General features: G+C 64.3%; 15 protein-coding genes and 1 tRNA gene. 10 read left to right on the plus strand and 6 right to left on the minus strand.

Features of this window, described 5'->3' with window-relative positions; all coding sequences use genetic code 11:
- Window positions 1-152 precede the first annotated feature (152 nt).
- Window positions 153-237: transfer RNA gene (locus AC4NN3_RS11140), tRNA-Leu, on the minus strand.
- Window positions 238-459: 222 nt separating this feature from the next.
- On the opposite strand from AC4NN3_RS11140, the gene AC4NN3_RS11145 reads away from it, so the two are divergent.
- The 6 genes from AC4NN3_RS11145 (at window position 460) to AC4NN3_RS11170 (ending at window position 9,156) form a co-directional block, all read left to right on the plus strand.
- A complete protein-coding gene (locus tag AC4NN3_RS11145) occupies window positions 460-1,458 on the plus strand; it encodes a complex I NDUFA9 subunit family protein (RefSeq protein WP_491927166.1) in 999 nt (332 codons plus the stop codon).
- A gap of 160 nt (window positions 1,459-1,618) precedes the next feature.
- A complete protein-coding gene (locus AC4NN3_RS11150; protein ID WP_491927167.1) occupies window positions 1,619-2,317 on the plus strand; it encodes a PadR family transcriptional regulator in 699 nt (232 codons plus the stop codon).
- A 102-nt stretch (window positions 2,318-2,419) separates the two neighbouring features.
- On the plus strand, window positions 2,420-4,390 hold the full coding sequence (locus tag AC4NN3_RS11155) for an NAD(P)-binding protein (protein WP_491927168.1): 1,971 nt from the start codon (window positions 2,420-2,422) through the stop codon (window positions 4,388-4,390).
- 71 nt (window positions 4,391-4,461) lie between these two features.
- Window positions 4,462-7,389: an FAD-binding and (Fe-S)-binding domain-containing protein gene (locus AC4NN3_RS11160; protein ID WP_491927169.1), complete on the plus strand. Its 2,928-nt coding sequence runs from the start codon at window positions 4,462-4,464 to the stop codon at window positions 7,387-7,389.
- A 52-nt stretch (window positions 7,390-7,441) separates the two neighbouring features.
- Window positions 7,442-8,638: a class I SAM-dependent RNA methyltransferase gene (locus AC4NN3_RS11165; RefSeq protein ID WP_491927170.1), complete on the plus strand. Its 1,197-nt coding sequence runs from the start codon at window positions 7,442-7,444 to the stop codon at window positions 8,636-8,638.
- A gap of 122 nt (window positions 8,639-8,760) precedes the next feature.
- Entirely contained in the window at window positions 8,761-9,156 is a 396-nt protein-coding gene (locus AC4NN3_RS11170; protein ID WP_491927171.1) for a hypothetical protein, read from the plus strand.
- A gap of 50 nt (window positions 9,157-9,206) precedes the next feature.
- Here the strand turns inward: AC4NN3_RS11170 and AC4NN3_RS11175 are convergent, their stop codons facing one another.
- From AC4NN3_RS11175 to AC4NN3_RS11190, 4 genes are all read right to left on the minus strand, one after another.
- Window positions 9,207-10,028 carry a sugar phosphate isomerase/epimerase family protein gene (locus AC4NN3_RS11175; RefSeq protein ID WP_491927311.1) on the minus strand — a complete coding sequence of 274 codons (822 nt, stop codon included), beginning with the start codon at window positions 10,026-10,028 and terminating at the stop codon, window positions 9,207-9,209.
- A gap of 2 nt (window positions 10,029-10,030) precedes the next feature.
- Window positions 10,031-11,200 (minus strand): dihydrodipicolinate synthase family protein, encoded by a 1,170-nt coding sequence (locus AC4NN3_RS11180; protein ID WP_491927172.1) that lies wholly within the window; start codon window positions 11,198-11,200, stop codon window positions 10,031-10,033.
- Between the two features lie 84 nt (window positions 11,201-11,284).
- A complete protein-coding gene (locus AC4NN3_RS11185) occupies window positions 11,285-12,436 on the minus strand; it encodes a Gfo/Idh/MocA family protein (protein WP_491927173.1) in 1,152 nt (383 codons plus the stop codon).
- 107 nt (window positions 12,437-12,543) lie between these two features.
- A complete protein-coding gene (locus AC4NN3_RS11190) occupies window positions 12,544-13,380 on the minus strand; it encodes a sulfite exporter TauE/SafE family protein (RefSeq protein ID WP_491927174.1) in 837 nt (278 codons plus the stop codon).
- A 218-nt stretch (window positions 13,381-13,598) separates the two neighbouring features.
- On the opposite strand from AC4NN3_RS11190, the gene AC4NN3_RS11195 reads away from it, so the two are divergent.
- A complete protein-coding gene (locus AC4NN3_RS11195) occupies window positions 13,599-14,306 on the plus strand; it encodes a TetR/AcrR family transcriptional regulator (RefSeq protein WP_491927175.1) in 708 nt (235 codons plus the stop codon).
- Here the strand turns inward: AC4NN3_RS11195 and AC4NN3_RS11200 are convergent.
- Entirely contained in the window at window positions 14,303-15,226 is a 924-nt protein-coding gene (locus AC4NN3_RS11200) for a LysR family transcriptional regulator (RefSeq protein WP_491927176.1), read from the minus strand. The genes AC4NN3_RS11195 and AC4NN3_RS11200 overlap by 4 nt on opposite strands.
- A 452-nt stretch (window positions 15,227-15,678) precedes the next feature.
- On the opposite strand from AC4NN3_RS11200, the gene AC4NN3_RS11205 reads away from it, so the two are divergent.
- From AC4NN3_RS11205 to AC4NN3_RS11215, 3 genes are all read left to right on the plus strand, one after another.
- Window positions 15,679-16,968, plus strand: coding sequence for an ABC transporter substrate-binding protein (locus tag AC4NN3_RS11205; protein WP_491927177.1), 1,290 nt, complete (start codon window positions 15,679-15,681; stop codon window positions 16,966-16,968).
- 173 nt (window positions 16,969-17,141) lie between these two features.
- Window positions 17,142-18,080, plus strand: coding sequence for a carbohydrate ABC transporter permease (locus tag AC4NN3_RS11210; RefSeq protein WP_491927312.1), 939 nt, complete (start codon window positions 17,142-17,144; stop codon window positions 18,078-18,080).
- A complete protein-coding gene (locus AC4NN3_RS11215) occupies window positions 18,073-18,954 on the plus strand; it encodes a carbohydrate ABC transporter permease (RefSeq protein ID WP_491927178.1) in 882 nt (293 codons plus the stop codon). The genes AC4NN3_RS11210 and AC4NN3_RS11215 overlap by 8 nt, the downstream gene beginning before the upstream one ends.
- Window positions 18,955-18,958: the final 4 nt, after the last annotated feature.

An 18,958-nucleotide genomic window follows, 5' to 3' on the forward strand; every position in this document is an offset into this window, starting at 1 on the left:
AGGCGGATATAAAGAAAGCTTGATATGATTTGCCGCGGTTGACGGGCACGTTTTGCCAAGTCGGCGCGGATGCCGCACACGCGCCGGTCACCAGAGGACCGCCCAAAACCAAAGACCCCGGCCGCGACTTTCGTCGGACCGGGGTCTAAACTTGGTGCCCAGAAGAAGACTCGAACTTCCACACCTTGCGGTACACGGACCTGAACCGTGCGCGTCTACCAATTCCGCCATCTGGGCAGGCAGGGGGTGATTAGGGGCACTAGACACTGATGTCAATCACCTATTCGCGCAGCGCCGCAATTGGCACTCTCCCCAAGGTGGCGTGCCGGGCGGCAACTGCCGCTCTGTCCTCATGGCCGTCGGCCCGCCAGCGCCTTGTGCCGCAGGTCCGGGCCTCGACAGCACCGCGGGGCGTGCGCTAGAAGCGGGAGCGTTTTGCCCTTCTGCCGGAGCCCACCCATGGAAAGCCTTGACCCTAAACTTGTCACCGTGTTTGGCGGCTCGGGTTTCGTCGGCACCCAGATTGTCCAGTTGCTGGCCGCCAAGGGGCATCGGGTGCGCGTTGCCGTGCGCCGTCCCGATCTGGCCGGCCATGTGCGCCCGCTCGGCACGGTGGGGCAGGTGGTGCCCATCCAGGCCAATATCCGCAACCTGGCCTCGATCCAGCGCGCCGTAGCCGGCGCCGACGTGGTCATCAACCTGGTCGGCATCGGCGCCAATAGCGGCGCCCAGACCTTTACCGCTGTCCATGTCGATGGCGCGCGGGCCATTGCCCAGGCAGCCAAGGCCGCCGGCGCCAGCGCTCTGGTGCATATGTCGGCGCTCGGCGTCGACAAGGCCGCCGAGATCAGCCAGTACGCCGCCTCCAAGCTGGAAGGCGAAGCCGCCGTCTTTGCTGCATTCCCCAATGCCGTGGTGATGCGGCCCTCGATCCTGTTTGGGCCGGGCGACGGCTTTTTCAATCTGATGGCGGGCCTGGCGCGCCTGTTTCCCGTGCTGCCGCTGATTGGCGGTGATACCAAGTTCCAGCCCGCCTATGTGGCCGACGTCGCCGAGGCCTTTGTGCTGGCCGCCGAAGGCAAGCTCAAGACCGGCAAGGTTTATGAGCTGGGCGGGCCGCAGGTCGAGACCTATCGCCAGCTGATGGATCGGGTGCAGCGCGAGGCGCTGCGCAACCGGCCGCTGCTGCCGCTCTCCTTCGGCGTCGCCAGGCTGCTGGCCGGCGTCATGGCTTTCCTGCCCTTCCCCGCTCTGCTCACCGCCGATCAGGTCGAGCTGCTCAGCGTCGACAATGTGGTTTCGGACGCCGCCATCAGGGAAAAGCGCACCTTTGCCGGCATGGGCATCATGCCCACCTCGATGGACACCATCCTGCCCACCTATCTCTGGCGCTTCCGCAAGCATGGCCAGTTCGACAAGGCACTCCCCACGCCGGCCGACGACTCCACCGCCGCCTGATCGGCCTCAACGCTGCAGATTCCAGGCCCGCAGTATCACTGCGGGCTTTTTGCTGGGCGCGTCCCATCGGCCAAATTAAACCTGCGATATATCTTGAATCGTGGGTGCGTCACGCCGATCTCTTAGTACAGATAGAGCTAAGATATATCGGAGAATAATAATGACCTATTGGAAGGATGGCGAACCCAATTGGCGCCGCATGGAAGCCATGGCCCGCCGCGGCTGGGAACGGCTGGCCGCCGGCGTCGATGGCGCCGAAAACTGGGGCAATATGGGCGGCAATTTCCGCATTGGCCGCATGCTCGCCTCGGGCGATCTGCGCATGGTCGCGCTCTACCTGATCGAGGCCCAGCCGCGCCATGGCTATGACCTGATCAAGGCGATCGAGGAGAAATCGGGCGGGTTCTATTCCCCCAGCCCCGGCGTGGTCTATCCGGCCCTGACCTTCCTTGAGGAGGCCGGCTACGTGACCTCCCATGTCGATGGCAACAAGAAGCTCTACACCATCACCGAGGAGGGCCGCGCCCACCTCAACGACAACCGCGAAGCCATCGAATCGACGCTGGCCTTCCTGGCCAAGGCCGGCGAGCGGATGCGGCACTTCCGCGACTTCGCCAAGGCCGACTGGTCGGCACGGCGCGAGGAGCCGGCCGAGGCCGGTTTCGAGCCCTCGGCACAGCGGGCCGATCGCGATCTCAAGGATGTGGTCCCCGAGCTCAATGATGCCCGCCGCGCCCTCAAGGCGGCGCTCAAGAAGGCCCGGCGCTCCAGCGAGGAACAGCAGCGCCATGCGGCCGATGTGCTCAGGCGCGCCGCTGCCGAAATCGAGGCCCTGAGCGACGACGACGTCGACATCTGAGCCTTTCCCGTCGGGCGGCGACAGCACGCGCCGCCCGATTGTCTTCGCCCCGGATTCCCTTCATGCTCCCCGGGCTGGGCAACGCGTTGAGGGAGATGCGCCATGTCTTTGTCCGATCGTGACCGCCAACTTGGCATGGACCGCCCGATCAGCCGTCGGGATTTCCTCAATGGCATGGCCCTGGCCACGGCCGGCATCGCTGCTACTGCGCTGCTTCCCGGCGCGGCCCAGGCTCAGGCGCCATCCTATCCGCCCAAAATCGCCGGGCTGCGTGGCCACAGCGAAACTGCCATGAACATCATGCACGCGGTGCGCGACGGCACCTTCTGGGACAGTGCCCCGGCGCTGACCGAAACGGGAGAGAGCTACGACCTCGTGGTGGTCGGCGGTGGCATTTCCGGGCTTGCCGCAGCGCGGCTCTACCAGCGCCAGGTCCCGGGCGCCCGCATCCTCATTCTCGAGAACAATGACGATTTCGGCGGCCATGCGCGGCGCAACGAATTTGTCGCCGGTAATGGCAAGACCATTATCGGCTATGGCGGCAGCCAGTCGCTGCAGACGCCGAGCTATTTCTCGCCGCTGGTCAAGGATGTGCTGGCCGATATCGGCGTGCAGGTTGAAAAGTTCGAAACCTATTATGACCAGGCCTGGCACGAGGAGCGCGGGCTGGGTGACGCCATCCTGTTCCGCGCCGGCGACTGGGGCAGTTCTGGCGACGTGCTGGTGGTGACCAGCGACTCCGCCGCCGAATGGGTGCCCAGGACGCCGCTCAATGATATTGCCAAGGCCAATCTGATCGAACTGCTGGATGCCCCGCCCGATTATCTGCCGGGCAAGACTCGCGAGGAGAAGCTCGAGATCCTCTCGACCACCACCTATGCCGATTTCCTCACCAAGATCTGCGGCTATGACGCGGAACTGGTGAAATATTTCCAGCATTCCACCGAGGCCTATTTCGGCATGGGCATCGAGGGCACCACGGCGCTCGACGCCTGGGGCAACTGGAATCCGGGCTTTGACGGTATGGATCTGGGCGACATGCCCTACAAGACCATGAGCCCCTCCGGCCGCCTCGCCCTGACCGATCCCGACCCCTATATCTACCACTTCCCCGACGGCAATGCGGGCGTGGCCCGCTCCCTGGTCCGCACCATGATCCCGGCTTCCTTGCCCGGCTCGACCATGGAAGACTTGGTGACCACGCCTGTCGACTATGACCGGCTCGATGTGGAGGGCAGCGACGTGCGGCTGCGGCTCAATGCCTCGGTGGTGCGCGTCAAGCATGACGGCGATCCGGCGGACGCGCCAAGCGTGACGTTGACCTATCTCGAGGGCGAAACGCTCAAGACCGTCGCCGGCGCCCAGGTGGTGCTGGCCTGCTGGCATCGCGTCATCCCCTACCTCACCGACGAGTTGGCTGTAGCACAGGTCGAGGCGCTGCAGGACCAGCACAAGGTACCGCTGATCTATACCAATGTGCTGCTGGCCAACTGGCAGGCGCTGGACGCGGCCAAGATTGCCGGCTTCAGCGACCTGACCGGCTTCTGGAGCGGCGCCGAGATCGATTTTCCGGTCTCGATGGGCCACTACAAGTTTGCCGACGTCCCGGCCGATCCGGTCCTGCTGCACCTCTCCAAGATCCCGCTGACCGGCGATCCGTCGATGACAGCGCGCGAGCAGGCTGCCGCCGGCCGTCAGGCGCTGACCGCCATCACCTTCGAGGATATGGAGCGCGAAATCCGCGACATGCTGCAGCGCGCGCTTGGACCCCATGGTTTTGACGCCGCTCGCGATATCGAGGCTATTACCTGCAACCGCTGGAGCCATGGCTACGCGCTTGAATATATGCGGCCCTGGGACCAGTTCTGGCCCGACGGTCCCTTGCCCATCGAAACGGCGCGCCAACCCTGGGGCCGCATCGCCATCGCCAATTCCGATTCGGGCGCCTATGCCTATGTCCATTCCGCCATCGACCAGGCGGCGCGGGCCGTGCATGACCTGCTCGGCGAGACGGCAAGCCTCACCGATTACAGCAAGTTCCCGGGCCCGCCGCCTGACATGCTGGGGCTCTAGGGGCGCACACGATTGGCGGAAGCTGCGTGAAAGGTCTTCGCAGCCGCGAACTAACATGTTAGTTCTGGGGCATGCAGCAAGCCCCTTTCTCCGTCCCATCCCCGGTTCATCAGGTCACCCCCGAACGGCACGCTGCCGGCGAGCGGCTGGTGGCGCGGCTCAAGGGCCAGGTGCGCGGTCAGATGTTTACCGACCCGCTGATGACCTATGCCTGGAGCGGCGACGCCAGTTCCTATCGGCTGATTCCGGCCGCGGTCGTGTTCATCAATTCCGAGGACGAGGTGCGCGCCGTCATGGCGGCAGCGCGGGCCGAGCACCTGCCCATTACCTTTCGCGCCGCCGGCACCTCGCTGTCCGGCCAGGCGGTGACCGATGGTGTGCTGGCCGTGCTCGGCGATGGCTGGCGCAAGCTCTTCATCCATCCCGGCGCCGAGCAGATCACCCTGGGCCCGGCCATCATCGTCGCCCAGGCCAATGCCGCACTCAAGCCCTATGACAAAAAGATCGGCCCCGATCCGGCCAGCCAGGCCACCTGCAAGATTGGCGGCGTGGTCAACAACAATTCATCGGGCATGTGCTGCGGCGTCAGCCAGAATACCTATCACACCATGGCGCGGTTGCGCCTGGTACTGACCGACGGCACCATGCTCGATTCCGGCGATGCGGAAAGCTGCGCCGCCTTTCGCATCAGTCATGCCACCATGCTCGAGGGCTTGCACCAGCTGCATCACCAGGTCATGGCCGATCCCGAACTGGTGGCGCTGATCACCCGCAAATATGCCATCAAGAACACGGTCGGCTATTCGCTCAATGCTTTGGTCGACTACCACGACCCGCTCGATATCCTGATTCACCTGATGGTGGGCTCGGAGGGTACGCTCGGCTTTGTTTCCGAGGTGACCTACAATACCGTCCCCGAGCACCCGTTCAAATCCACCGCTCTGGTGCCCTTTCCCGATCCGCAGACCGCCGGCCGCGCCATCATCGAAATGGCCAATGGCGGGGTGCAGCTGACCACGGGCGTGACGGCGGCCGAATATATCGAGCGCCGGGCCCTCGCGACGGTCGAGCACCTGGCCCCCATGGCGCCGCTGCTGCCCTGGCTGACCGACAATTCGCCGGCCGTGCTGATCGACGTCACCGCGCCCGACGCGACCACCCTTGAGAGCGAAGTGGCCAAGGCGGTGGAACTGCTGACCCGCCACGGCGCCACCCATGTCGATTTTTCCACCGACGAAGGCCGCAGCCACGCGCTGTGGGATATCCGCAAGGGCTTTTTTGCCTCGGGCGGCGCAGCCCGGCCCAAGGGCACCTCCATGCTGACCGAAGACGTGGCGGCGCCCATCGAACGCCTCGCCGAATTCGTCCTCGACATGCGCGCGCTGCTCGATGAGCACGGTTATGCCGACGCCATTATCTTTGGCCATGCTTTGGCCGGCAATCTGCACTTCCAGATGAGTGACGATTTTTCGCAACCCGACGCGGCCGACAAGTTCGACAGGTTTTCCAAGGCGCTGAGCGACCTGGTCTCGGTGCAATATCAGGGCTCGCTCAAGGCCGAGCATGGCACCGGCCGCGCCATTGCCGCCTTTGTCGAGGCCGAATGGGGCGCCAAGGCCTATGGGCTGATGCTGGCCATCAAGGCGCTGTTCGATCCCGAAGGCCTGCTCAATCCGGGCGTGTTGCTCAATACTGACGACAAGATCCATATCAAGCATCTCAAGGTCATGCCGCCGGCCGACGAACTGGTCGATCTGTGCATCGAATGCGGCTTTTGCGAACCGGCCTGCCCCAGCCACCAGATGACGCTGTCGCCGCGCCAGCGCATCGCCGTCACCCGCGAACGCGAGCGGCTGCGGGCCAGCGGCGAGGATCCGGCCCGCCTCAAGCGGCTGGACGACGACTTCCAGTATCCCGGCCTCGACACCTGCGCCGCCTGCAATCTCTGCTCGGTGCGCTGCCCGGTCGGCATCGAGACCGGCACCATGATCATGGGCCAGCGCGCCCAGCGTCGTGGTGGCACGGCACAGGCCATGGCCGGTTTCGTGGCCGATCACCGCGGCAGCGTCGAGAGCCTGATGCGCGCCGGCCTGGGCCTGGCCGATGTCGCGCGCACCATCATTCCTGCCCCCGCCGTCGCAGCGGTGACCGATACGGCGCGCCGCCTCACCGGCAAGCGCGTGCCGCGGCTATCGCCGCAACTGCATCGCGGTCCGGGCGCGCCAAAACCGCGCGAAACGCGGCAGGATCCGCGACGCAGCGGCTTTCCCGTTCCCATCGCCCAGAGCCCGCGACCATCGGTGGTCTATTTCCCCAGCTGCGCCACCCGCATGTTCGGCGCGCCGCAGAGCGATCATGAGCTGCTTGCCGTGCCCGACGCCATGCTGGCTTTGCTCGAGCGGGCCGGCTTTGACGTGGTCATGCCTGAGCACCTCAATGGCCAATGCTGCGGCCAGCCCTTCCAGTCCAAGGGCTTCCCCGAAGAGGCGGCCCGGGTGGGCGGCGACCTGTCGCGTGAACTCTCGGCGCTCTCGGACGCCGGACGGCTCAGCGTGGTGACCGATGCCTCGACTTGCGCCAAGCATCTGCGCGACTTTCCCGGCGACGCTCCGGTGCTCGATTCCGCTCAGTTCCTGCTCGCCCAGGTGCTGCCGCGCCTGACCATCACGCAGCAGCTGCCTGTCGTGGCGGTTCACCATAACTGCTCGGCCCAGCGCCTGGCCGAACAGCCGCTCACCGAGGCCATTGCCCGCGCCTGCGCCCAGACCATCGCCGTGCTGAGCTCGGTCACCTGCTGTGGCTATGCCGGCGACAAGGGGCTTTTCGTGCCCGAGCTCAACGCCCACGCCACCCGCTTTGTCAAAAACGACATTCCCGCCGGCTGCACTTTGGGGGTCTCCACCGTCAGCACCTGCGCCTCGGGGCTGAGCGAGCATGCCGGCCTGCCCTTTGTCGGCCTGGCCAGCCTGCTCGAATGGGCCAGTCGCCCGCTGCACTAGACCTGGCCGGGGCTTGCCGCTACTGAACGGGTTCAGCAAGCCCCGGATCATCATGACCACCATCACGACCATCACCAGCCTCGGCCACAAGGGCGAGGGCGTCGCCGAGATCGACGGGCACAAGGTCTTCGTGCCCTTCGCCCTGCCCGGTGAACGCGTCGAGCTCGAGATCGATGGTGACCGGGCCACGCTGCTGGGGGTGATCGCGCCGGCGGCAAATCGCATTGAACCGTTCTGCCCGCATTTTGGCGCCTGCGGCGGCTGCCAGCTGCAGCATCTGGATCGCCCCAGCTACGAGGCCTTCAAGATCGGCCTGATCGAGACGCCGCTGCGCTTTGCCGGCATCGAGCTGCCGGTCTCGCGCTTCATCGACGCCGCTGGCGCGGGTCGCCGCCGCGCTACCCTGCATGCCCGACGCGAGGGCGTCGGCTATATGCGGCTGCGCAGCCACCAGGTGCACGATATTGATGCCTGCCCCATTCTGGTGCCGGGCCTCGACAAGGCGCCCGACATTGCCCGCGCCGTGTTCCAGGCGGTTGGCGAGGCCGATGTGAGCCTGGTTGCTACCCTCTCCGGACTCGATGTCGCCATCCGCACCGAAAAGAAGCAGGCCCGCCATGACCGCGTCGCGCCGCTGGTGGCCCGCTTCCGGATGGCCCGGCTGGCGCTCAATGGCGAGATGGTGCTGCAGGCCCAACCGCCCGTGGTTGAAATGGGTCGCGCCCGGGTCGAGCTGCCGATTGGCAGTTTCCTTCAGGCCACCGCCGCCGCCGAAAACCTCTTGGCCGACTATGTGCTGGGCGCGGTGGACCGCAAGGTCAAGACCGTGGCCGACCTGTTCTGTGGCCTCGGCCCCTTTGCCCTGCGGCTGGCCGAACAGCGCCCGGTCATGGCGTTTGACAACGACCGGGCCGGCATCGCCGCGCTGGATCAGGCCCGTCGATTCACCAAGGGCCTGCGCGAGATCACCGCCAAGTGCCAGGACCTGTTCCGCGACCCGCTGACCCAGTATGAGCTCAACTATGACTTCGTCGTGCTCGATCCGCCGCGCTCGGGCGCCGAGGCGCAGGTGCGCGAACTGGCCAAATCCAAGGTCAAGACCGTGGTCATGGCGGCCTGCGATGCGCGCACCTTTGCCCGCGATGCCGCCATCCTGGTGGCCGGCGGCTACACGATGAGCGACCTCGTCGCCATCGATCAGTTCACCCAGTCCACTCATATCGAAATGGCCGCAACCTTCCGGCGGTGATCAGCAGTTGTGATCGACGCGCCCGTCAGCCGCGGCAACCAATGCGCTTTTGCCGACGTTGGGTAAGCATTCAACAATCATAGCGATTGCCCTGGGCGGGAGCCGTCGTGATGGAGATCACCATGAACATCTTGAAAACGACCTTTGCCGTGACTGCCCTCTGCGCCAGCCTTGCCGCGCCAGCCGTGTTCGCCCAGGAGGCCATTCCGACCGGCACCTTTGTCGACCAATATGGCACTTCGTTCGAGTTTCAGTCCTGCGGCGACGGTGGCACCACGCTCTGCGCCGTACTGACCAACCTCGAGGGTGAATCGGCAACCGAGGACAATCTGGCCTTTGTCGGCAAGCAGGTGATTGCGGCCGAGCAGGTTGCTGAAAACGAGTGGAAGGGCGAACTCGTCGCCGGTGGCCTCAGCGCCGCAGCGACCATTACCCAGGTCAGCGAAGATACCGTTGAAATCCAGGGCTGCCGTGCCGGCATTCTGTGCCAGACGCTGTCCTATACCAAGGCGTCGTAAGATCCTTCAATGCACAGACCCCCGAGGCGCGCCCCGGGGGTTTTTATTGCCTAGCAGACGGTGGCGACGCGCTCCTTGATGACGGCGAGGACTTCGTCCCCAGGGCGTTTCCACCAGTTGTCCTGGCTGAAGATTTCCACTTCCTGCGGACCGAAAAAGCCGGCATCTTCAATCATCTTTCGGATGGCGGGCAGGTCGATCACCCCATCGCCCATCATGCCGCGATCGAGCAGCATGTCCTTGGTCGGCACCAGCCAGTCGCAGATATGATGGGCAAAGATGCGGTTCATCCGCCCGGCCCGGGCAATGGCGCCCGCCAGCCGCGGGTCCCACCACACATGGTAGACGTCGATGGCGACGCCGACATTTTCGCCCAGCGTCTCGCAGATATCGAGCGCCTGATCGATGGTGTTCACGCAGGCCCGGTCGGCGGCATACATGGGGTGCAGCGGCTCGATGGCGATCTTGACGCCGCTTGCCTTGGCATGCGGCAGCATGGCGGCAATGCCGTCGCTGACCATGCCGCGGGCACCCGGCAAGTCCTTGGAACTGCCGGGCAATCCGCCCACCACCAGCACAAGGCAATCGGCATTGAGCGCGGCGGCTTCATCGATGGCATGGAGGTTATCGTCGATCTGCGCCTGGCGTCCGGCTGCGGTTTCGGCCGGGAACATGCCGCCGCGACAGACGCCGGTGACCTGGATCTTGTTGTCGCGCACGATGCGCGCCGCTTCGTTGAGGCCGATGGCCGCGATCTGGTCGCGCCAGGGGGAAATGGCGGTGATGCCGGCTTTGAGGCAGCCATCGACCGCCTCGGCAAAGCCCCAGACCTGGCGCGTCGTCGCCAGGTTCAGCGAAATCTTGCGCTGCATGGTCATGCCGGCACCCCATTGACCTGAAGCATGGCCTGCATGCGTTTTACCGCCAGATCGGGGTCACCCAGAACCCGTGCCTGGTCTGCCAGGCGGAACAGTTCCGCCAGGTGCTGCACCGATCTGGTGGACTGCTGCCCGCCGATCATCTGGAAATGGTCCTGCAGCCCGTTGAGATAGGCCAGGAACACCACGCCGGTTTTGTAGAACCGGGTCGGGGCGGCAAAGATATGCCGGCTCAAGGGTACCGTGGGTTCGAGCAGGGTGAAGAACTCTTTGTCATCGCCCTTGCCGAGCGCCGCCAGGGCGGCGGAGGCCGCCGGCGCGATGGCGTCGAAAATGCCAAGCAAAGCGTGACTATAGCCCTGCGCGTCGCCGGCGATCAGCTCGGCATAGTTGAAATCGTCGCCGGTATACATCTTGACCGATGCCGGCAGGCGACGGCGCATGGCGATCTCCTTTTCCGCCGAGAGCAGCGAGATCTTGATGCCGTCGACTTTGTCGGCATGGGCGGCGATGACGTCGAGACAGACGTCCATCGCCCGGTCATGGTCGATATTGCCCCAATAGCCCTGCAAAGCCGGATCGAACATTTCGCCCAGCCAGTGCATCACCACCGGCTGCTGCACCTGGCTGAGGATGTGGCCATAGACGCGCGCATAATCATCGGGGGACTTGGCGGCAGCCGCGAGGGCACGGCTGGCCATCAGGATGACGCGGCCGCCCTGGGCCTCGACAAAGCCGACCTGCTCTTCATAGGCCTTGATGATCTGGTCGATGGTGACGTCCGGGCCAGCCATAAGGTGATCGGTGCCGGCGCCATAGGCGATCAGGGCATCGTCCCGGGTACGGGCTTCGGCCTGGGCGCGGCGGATCAGTTCCTGCGCCTCGGGCCAGCCCAGACCCATGCCACGCTGGGCTGTATCCATGGCTTCGGCGACGCCCAGCCCCAGATCCCAGAGGCGGTGGCGGAACTTGAGCGTCGTGTCCCAGTCGATCGCCGGGGTCAGCCAGGGATCGTTGCTGGCCAGCGGATCGGCCACCACGTGAGCCGCCGCATAGGCGATGCGATTGAAGTCGCTGGCCTTGTGCTTGACGAAGGCGATGGGTTCGCCGGTCAGCGCATAGGGGGTGATGGAGCGGTCGGCATTGGGCAGGTTGATGGTGGGCATAGGGCGTCTCCGGAGGAAGCCACAACAAACGCGGTGTCACCCCGGCGCAGGCCGGAATGACACCCACAACGGTTAGTCTGTCGCCTAGAATTCGAGCTTCGGCACGTCGAGCCAGCGGCGTTCGGCCCAGCTCTTGAGGCCGAGCTCGGCCAGCTGCACGCCCTTGGCGCCGGCCTCGAGGCCATATTCCCAGGGCGCGTCTTCGGCGACGTGGCGCAGGAACATTTCCCACTGCGCCTTGAAGCCGTTCTGCGCCGGCCAGTTGTCGGGCACTTCTTCCCAGTCGTTGAAGAAGTTCATCGTCTGCGGCTGGTCGGGGTTCCATACCGGCTTGGGCGTATTGACGCGATGCTGGGTCCAGCATTTGTGCAGCCCGGCCACGGCCGAGCCATGCGTGCCGTCGACATGGAAGGTGACCAGGTCGTCGCGCCGCACGCGGGTGGTCCAGCTTGAATTGATCTGGGCGATCACGCCGCCCTCGAGCTCGAAGGTGGCATAGGCCGCGTCATCGGTATCGGCCTTGTAAGGCTGGCCCTTTTCATCGACGCGATTGGGGATGTGGGTGGCGCCCAGGCAGGAGACGGCCTTGACCTCGCCGAACAGGTTGTCGAGCACATAGCGCCAGTGGCACAGCATATCGAGGATAATGCCGCCGCCATCCTTCTTGCGATAGTTCCAGCTCGGGCGCTGCGCGGGCTGCCAGTCGCCCTCGAAGACCCAATAGCCGAACTCGCCGCGCACCGACAGGATCTCGCCGAAAAACCCGCTATCGCGCAGCATCTTGAGCTTCATCAGGCCGGGCAGGAACAGCTTGTCCTGCACCACGCCATGCTTGAGCCCCGAAGCCCGGGCGGTCTTGGCCAGGTTGACGGCGATTTCCAGCGAATCCGAGGTCGGCTTTTCGCAATAGACATGCTTGCCGGCGGCCAGTGCCTTTTCGATCAGGCTGGCGCGCATCAGCGTGGTGCCGGCATCGAAGAACACCGTATCGTCCGGATTGGCCAAGGCCGCATCGAGGTCGTTGCTCCAGCGCTTGATGTCGTGCTTTTTGGCCAGCCGCTCGATCTTGTCGGCGTCGCGGCCGACAATGATCGGGTCGACCACCAGGCGGTCGCCATTGGCCAGCGCAATGCCGCCCTGGTCGCGGATCGCCAGGATCGAGCGCACCAGGTGCTGGTTGTAACCCATGCGTCCGGTGACCCCGTGCATGATCAGGCCAAGCCGTCTGTCCGCCATCGCAAATTCCTCCCTGCGCGCATTCTCGTGTAACTGATTAGTTACTTACGTATACGGGCAGATCGATGTCCGTCAAGCCGGCATCGGCAGATTTGTCGGCCGCCGGCTCAGAACCCCAGCACCATCTTGACCCCGATGGCGCCCAGAAAGACCAGGATCATGCGGTCAAAGGCGGCGCGGCTGAGCTTGCCGCTGACCCATTGCCCGATCGGCATGAAGATCAGGATCGGCACCAGGGCCAGCAGCCCCTGCAGCAGCCAGAGCGGCTGCATCACCCCGGCCACAAACAGCGCCGGCAGCTGCACCACCGAGAACAGCAGGAACATGGTCGAGACGGCATAGACATGGGCGGCCCGGTCCAGCCCCATGGCGTGGATGAAGGTGACCCCGATGGGCGCGGAAATGCCGGTGGCGCCCTGCAGCGTGCCGCCGCCCAGTCCCGCCAGCGGGCCGAATCGCTTGGCCATCACCAGACTGAGCGACCAGTGCGGGGTGGCCAGCCGCAGCGCCACATAGGCCAGCAGAATCACGCCGAGCCCCAGCACCAGCAGCCGCTCGGGCAGGCTGGTCAGCGCCCAGGTGCCCAGCATGATGCCCAGGGCGCCGCCCACCAGAAACCAGGGCATGAAGGCCATGCGCGGTGTTGCCGCCTCGGCGCGAAAGCGCCAGACCTGCCAGGCATTGGTGACGATCAGCGGAATGGTCATCAGCCCCACCGCATGCTGCAGGCCGAACACCGCGGTCAGCACCGGCAGTGCAATCAGCGGCAGGCCCATGCCGGTGGCGCCCTTGACCACGGCCCCGGCACCCAGCGCCAGCACCATGATCAGTATCGAACTCAAATCCATGCCGCCCTCGCCTGTCGCCATCCCGGTGCCGGCCGCAGCCGCATGGGCGCCAATCTTGCCCGCATTGTCCGGCCCGGCAATCGAAATATCGGGCACAACGCGCCATTCGACGTCACCGCGCGGTTACTTGTCATTGACAGCGCGTTCCCGCCCACCCAGTCTGCCTGCTGCTGCACCAGCGCTGGCCCGGGCCGCAAGGCTTGCTGCCGGTCACGGGATCGGCGCCGTCCCGTTCTTTACCCGTCCCGTCGGTGCTGGTATCTGGCGGACCATTGTTGTCATCATCCTCAAGCCCATTTCGGCGGTATCCAAGCGTGTCAGAGCTGTCTCCCACCGCAACCAAGCCGGCGACCCCGCCCAAGGCCGAGACGCCCAAGCCCAAGACGCCCCGGGTCAAGCGCGCGCGCGACAGTGCCAAGACCAAGGCGGAGATTCTTGTCGCCGGACGGGCTGAATTTGCCGAGCGCGGTTTTGAGGGCGCACGGGTGGATGCCATTGCCGCACTGGCCGGCGCCAACAAGCGCCTGCTCTACCACTACTATGGCAACAAGGAAGATCTCTACCGGGCGGTGCTGCTTGACGCCTATCAGGAGATCCGCCGCGGCGAGAAGGCGCTGAGCCTGGACCAGTTCGGCCCCGTCGAGGCCATGGACCGGCTGGTGCGCTTCACCTTCCGGCACTTTCTCGCCAATCCCTGGTTTCCGCGCCTGCTCAATACCGAAAACATCGAGAATGCGCGTTTCCTCAAGTCCATGCCCGATATCCAGGCACTGCATTCGCCGCTGGTGGGGCAGATCACCACCATTGTCGAGCGCGGCGCCGATGCCGGCGTCTTCCGCCGCGATGTCGATCCGGTACAGCTTTATATTTCAATCGCCGCCTTGGGCTTTTTCTACGTCTCCAACATGGCTACGCTCTCGGTGATCTTTGCCCGCGACCTGGCCGCCATCGACATGGTGCAGGAGCGCGAGGCCCAGGCGGTGCAGATGGTGCTCGACTATCTGCGCACCAAGCCGGCCTAAGCCAGCGGCGGCAGCACGGCCCGGGCGGCGCTCTGCAGCCAGCCGATCAGTTCGGCCACGCGGGGCTCCTCGGCGCGCTCGCTCAGCACGTAAAGCCCGATCGTGTTCTGTCGCGTCGGCTCGGTCAGCGTGATGCGCCCCAGCCCGCGCCGGGAAAATTCGGGCTCCATCACTTCGGTATGGGCGATCACCGCATCGGTGCGCTCGACATAGTCCAGACACGCCGCCAGCGAATTGGAAGCAAAGGCATATTTGCCCTGATCGAAATTGGCACTGGCGGCGGTGGTGCGGCTCCAGGTTTCAAAGAACCGCTGATGCCGCGTTTCGGGCAGGGCGCTGGTCACTGCCGGATAGGTCTCGATCTCGGCCAGGCTGCGCGGCGCCTGCAGCAGGCCATGGCCCTGGCGCACGAAATAGCCCTGGCCGACCCGGGTCAGCGGCACGAACTGCGCCCCGGTGCTGCGGTTGAGCCCCTCGATCTCGTGCCCGACGAACAGCGAGATGTCGCCGGTCAGCAACTGGTCCATCAGGCGCAGCTGGTTGCCCAGGCTGACATGCACCCGCGCACTGGCGAATTCGCTTGCATAGTCCACCACCATGTCGCGGATGAACAGCGTCCACCACGAATAGCCGGTGCCGATATTGAGCCCCTGCTCGATGCGGCCGCGCTGCTGCTCGATGGCCTTGAGCGTATTGTCATGCAGCCGCCGCATCAGCCGCGCATTCTGGTAGAGCGTTTCGCCATAGGCGGTCAGCTCCACCCCGCGCGACGAGCGCGTCAGCAGCGGCACGCCCATGGTTTCCTCGAGCTTGCGCATGTTGAAGGTCAGCGTCGGCTGGGTGATGAACAGCGCAGTGGCGGCGCCGCTGATTGTCCCCGCCTCGGCGACGGCCAGGAACTGGTTCAGCAATTTGTCCACGCCGCTCTCCCATAGATTTTATCTATAGTAGACAGGGTATTTCGTATTTTTCTTTTGGTCCAGTCTGAGCCAGACTTGTCGACAACAAGACCAGTTCGTCCCCCAAGGACGACGGAGGCGGCGCTTATCGGGATCCGGTTTTGCGTCATAAAGACACACAAATTCAAGGATCTAGCAAACGATCACGGTCTGGTCAGCGGGATGTTAACGACCCTCGGAAATCTTCCATACAAGTCGATTGCGCCCCGCCAAATCAGTATGCTATGTCGTAACCAGTCGGTTATTTGTGCAATTTGCGAATGCGTGATTTCGCAGAAGGCATTGAGGCTTGCCAAGGACAGCGATGTCAGGTAGCGCCATTATGTAACCGGTTAGTGATTTAGCGGCGGGAGGCTGCTGCGTTACACCCGTTCCAAGGCTCGGAACGACCACATTCATGGGAGGAAAACCTGATGTCTATTCGTCTTGATCGCCGTCAATTCCTGATGGGCAGCTCCGCGCTGCTCGCTGCCGGCGCTGCCGGCATTTCGCCCAGCTTCGCCCAGGCCGAGAGCCTGCGCCTGATCTTCTGGGGCGGCCAGGCCCGTGCCGACCGTACCTATGGCGTGACCGACCTCTATACGGCGGCCAAGGGCACCCAGATGGAAGCCGAGTTCCTCGCCTGGAACGACTACTGGCCCAAGCTGGCGACCCAGACGGCCGGCGGCAATGCCCCCGACATCATCCAGATGGATTATCGCTACATCGTCGAATACGCCAAGCGCAACGCCATCGCGCCGCTTGATGAATTCGTCGGCGGCGCCCTCAACCTCGCCGATTTCGACGCCGACCAGCTCGAAGGCGGCAAGGTCGACGGCAAGCTCTATGGCATTTCGCTGGGCGCCAACTCGGTCGCCATGCTGGTCAATACCGCCGCTTTCGAGGAAGTCGGCGTCGCGGTGCCGACCAATGCCTGGACCTATGACGACCTGATGACCATTGGCGAGGCCTTCAAGACCGCCAATATCCGCGGCGGCATGAAGGCGATCATGGACGGCTCCTATTCCGAGCCCATGCTCGACAACTGGCTGCGCCAGCGCGGCAAGGCTCTCTACACCGCCGACGGCAAGCTGGGCTATGACGAGGCCGATGCGGTCGAGTGGTACACCATGTGGGCCAAGCTGCGCGAAGCCGGCGTCTGCGTCTCGGCTGAAGACCAGGCTCTCGATACCGGCCCGCTCGAAACCACCATGCTGGTGCTGGGCAAGGCGGCGCTGCTGCCCTCCAATTCCAACCAGCTCGTGGGCTTCCAGGCCATCATGCAGGACAAGCTCGACATGGTCGGCTATCCGCGCATCGAAGCCGGCAAGGGCGGCGGTCACTACCGCAAGCCGTCGATGTTCTTCTCGATCGCCGGCTCGTCGGCCAAGCAGGAAGCGGCTGCCGAGTTCCTGAACTTCTTCATCTCCGATCCGGAAGCTGCCAAGATCCTGGGCGTCGAGCGCGGCATTCCCTGCTCGGCCGCCACGCGCGACGTTGTCGCGCCGACGCTGGACGAACAGAGCCAGATCGCGCTCAACTTCGTGGCCAATCTGGGCGACCTGCTGGGGCCGCTGCCCCCATCCCCACCCGCTGCGGCCGGTGAAATCGACGCCTCCCTGATCCGTACCCTCGGCCAGGAAGTCGGTTTCGGCGCCAAGACGCCAGAACAGGCCGGTGCCGATCTGGTCAATGGCGCCAACGACATTCTCAGCCGCGCCTGACACTGATCCTTGCCGCGCGTCCCCCCGGGGCGCGCGGCTTTCTATTCCAGTCGCTAGGAACGGTCCTTCATGTCGCATGTTCTTTCCCGCCAGATCCTGACGGATCACGACCTGTCTGATCCCCTGGCGCGTGCCGCCACCGCCACCCCGCCGGGGGCGCGCTGATCATGGCCATGCAGGACACCTCCCGCTCCAGCGCCGACCACCAGCCGGTGGTCCATACCGCCTGGTCGCGCTTCTGGCAGAACGATGCGCCCGGCTATCTCTTCCTGCTGCCCTGGATGATCGGCTTTCTCGGCCTCACCATCGGGCCGATGGTGACTTCGCTCTATCTCAGCTTTACCGATTTTGACCTGCTGACCAGCCCCGACTGGGTAGGCGCGGACAACTATATCCGCATGTTCAGCAACGATCCCAAATTCTGGACCTCGATGCGCGTGACCATGTTCTTCGTGGTCTTCTCGGTGCCGCTCAAGCTGGCCTTCGCGCTGGCCGTGGCCATGCTGCTCAACCGCGGCATCCGTGGCCTGCCGCTCTATCGCGCCCTGTTCTATCTGCCCAGCCTCCTGGGTGCCTCGGTGGCCATCGCTATCCTGTGGCGGCAGATCTTTGCCGGCGACGGCCTCGTCAACAAGCTGCTGGCCATGGTCGGCATCATCGGCCCGAGCTGGATTTCCAACCCCAACTATTCGCTCTGGACCCTGATCGTGCTGTCGATCTGGCAGTTCGGCTCGCCGATGATCATCTTCCTTGCCGGCCTGCGCCAGATTCCCACCGACATGTATGAGGCGGCAAGCCTGGATGGCGCCAGCAAATGGCGGCAATTCGTCAAGATCACCCTGCCGCTGCTGACCCCGGTGGTGTTCTTCAACGCCATCATCCAGACCATCGAGGCCTTCAAGAGCTTCACCCCGGCCTTCATCATCTCGGGCGGCACCGGCAATCCGATCAACTCAACGCTGTTCTATACGCTCTACCTCTACCAGGAGGCGTTCAGCTTCTTCCGCATGGGCTATGCCTCGGCGCTCGCCTGGGTGCTGCTGGCGCTGGTCGGGCTGTTCACTGCCTTCTCCTTCTTCACCTCCAAATACTGGGTGCACTACGATGAGTAATGCTGCTCGCCTGACGGTCGTCACCGGCGCCGCGGCTCCCGGTCGCAAGCGCCTGACCTCTATCCTGATCCATGTCGCCCTGATCGGCGCCTCGATCGTCATGCTCTATCCGCTGCTCTGGCTGCTGGCCGCCTCGGTGCGGCCGGAGAACGAGATTTTCAGCTCGGCCAGCATCATCCCCAGCTCGTTTAGCCTCGATGCCTATTTCCGCGGCTGGAACGGGCTGCGCACCGGCTTTGGCGTCTTCTTCACCAACAGCTTCATCATTTCGGGCCTGTCGGTGGTGGGCAATGTGCTGGCCTGCTCCATGGCCGCCTATGCCTTTGCGCGGCTGGAATTCAGGTTCAAGAGCTTCTGGTTCGCCATGATGCTGATGACGCTGATGCTGCCCTACCAGGTGACGCTGATCCCGCAATATGTGCTGTTCCGCCAGCTCGGCTGGGTCAATACCTTCCTGCCGCTGGTGGTGCCCAAATTCCTCGCCGCCGATGGCTTTTTCATCTTCCTGATGGTGCAGTTCTTCCGCGGCCTGCCCAAGGAACTCGACGAGGCCGCCCAGATGGACGGCTGCTCGCCCTGGCGCATCTACTGGAAGATCATCATTCCGCTGTCCATGCCGGTGCTGGCGACCGCCGCCATCTTTACCTTCATCTGGACCTGGGACGATTTCTTCGGGCCGCTGATCTATCTGAGCGAGATGAAATCCTACACCGTCATGCTCGGCCTGCGCACCTTCACCGACAGTACCGGCGAGAGCGACTTTGGCGGCCTGTTCGCCATGAGCGTGCTCAGTCTCGTGCCGATCTTCCTGTTCTTCCTGTTCTTCCAGCGACTGCTCATCGAGGGCATCGCCACCACTGGTATGAAACGTTAGCCCT

The organism is Devosia sp. MDV22-iso42, assembly GCF_058629155.1.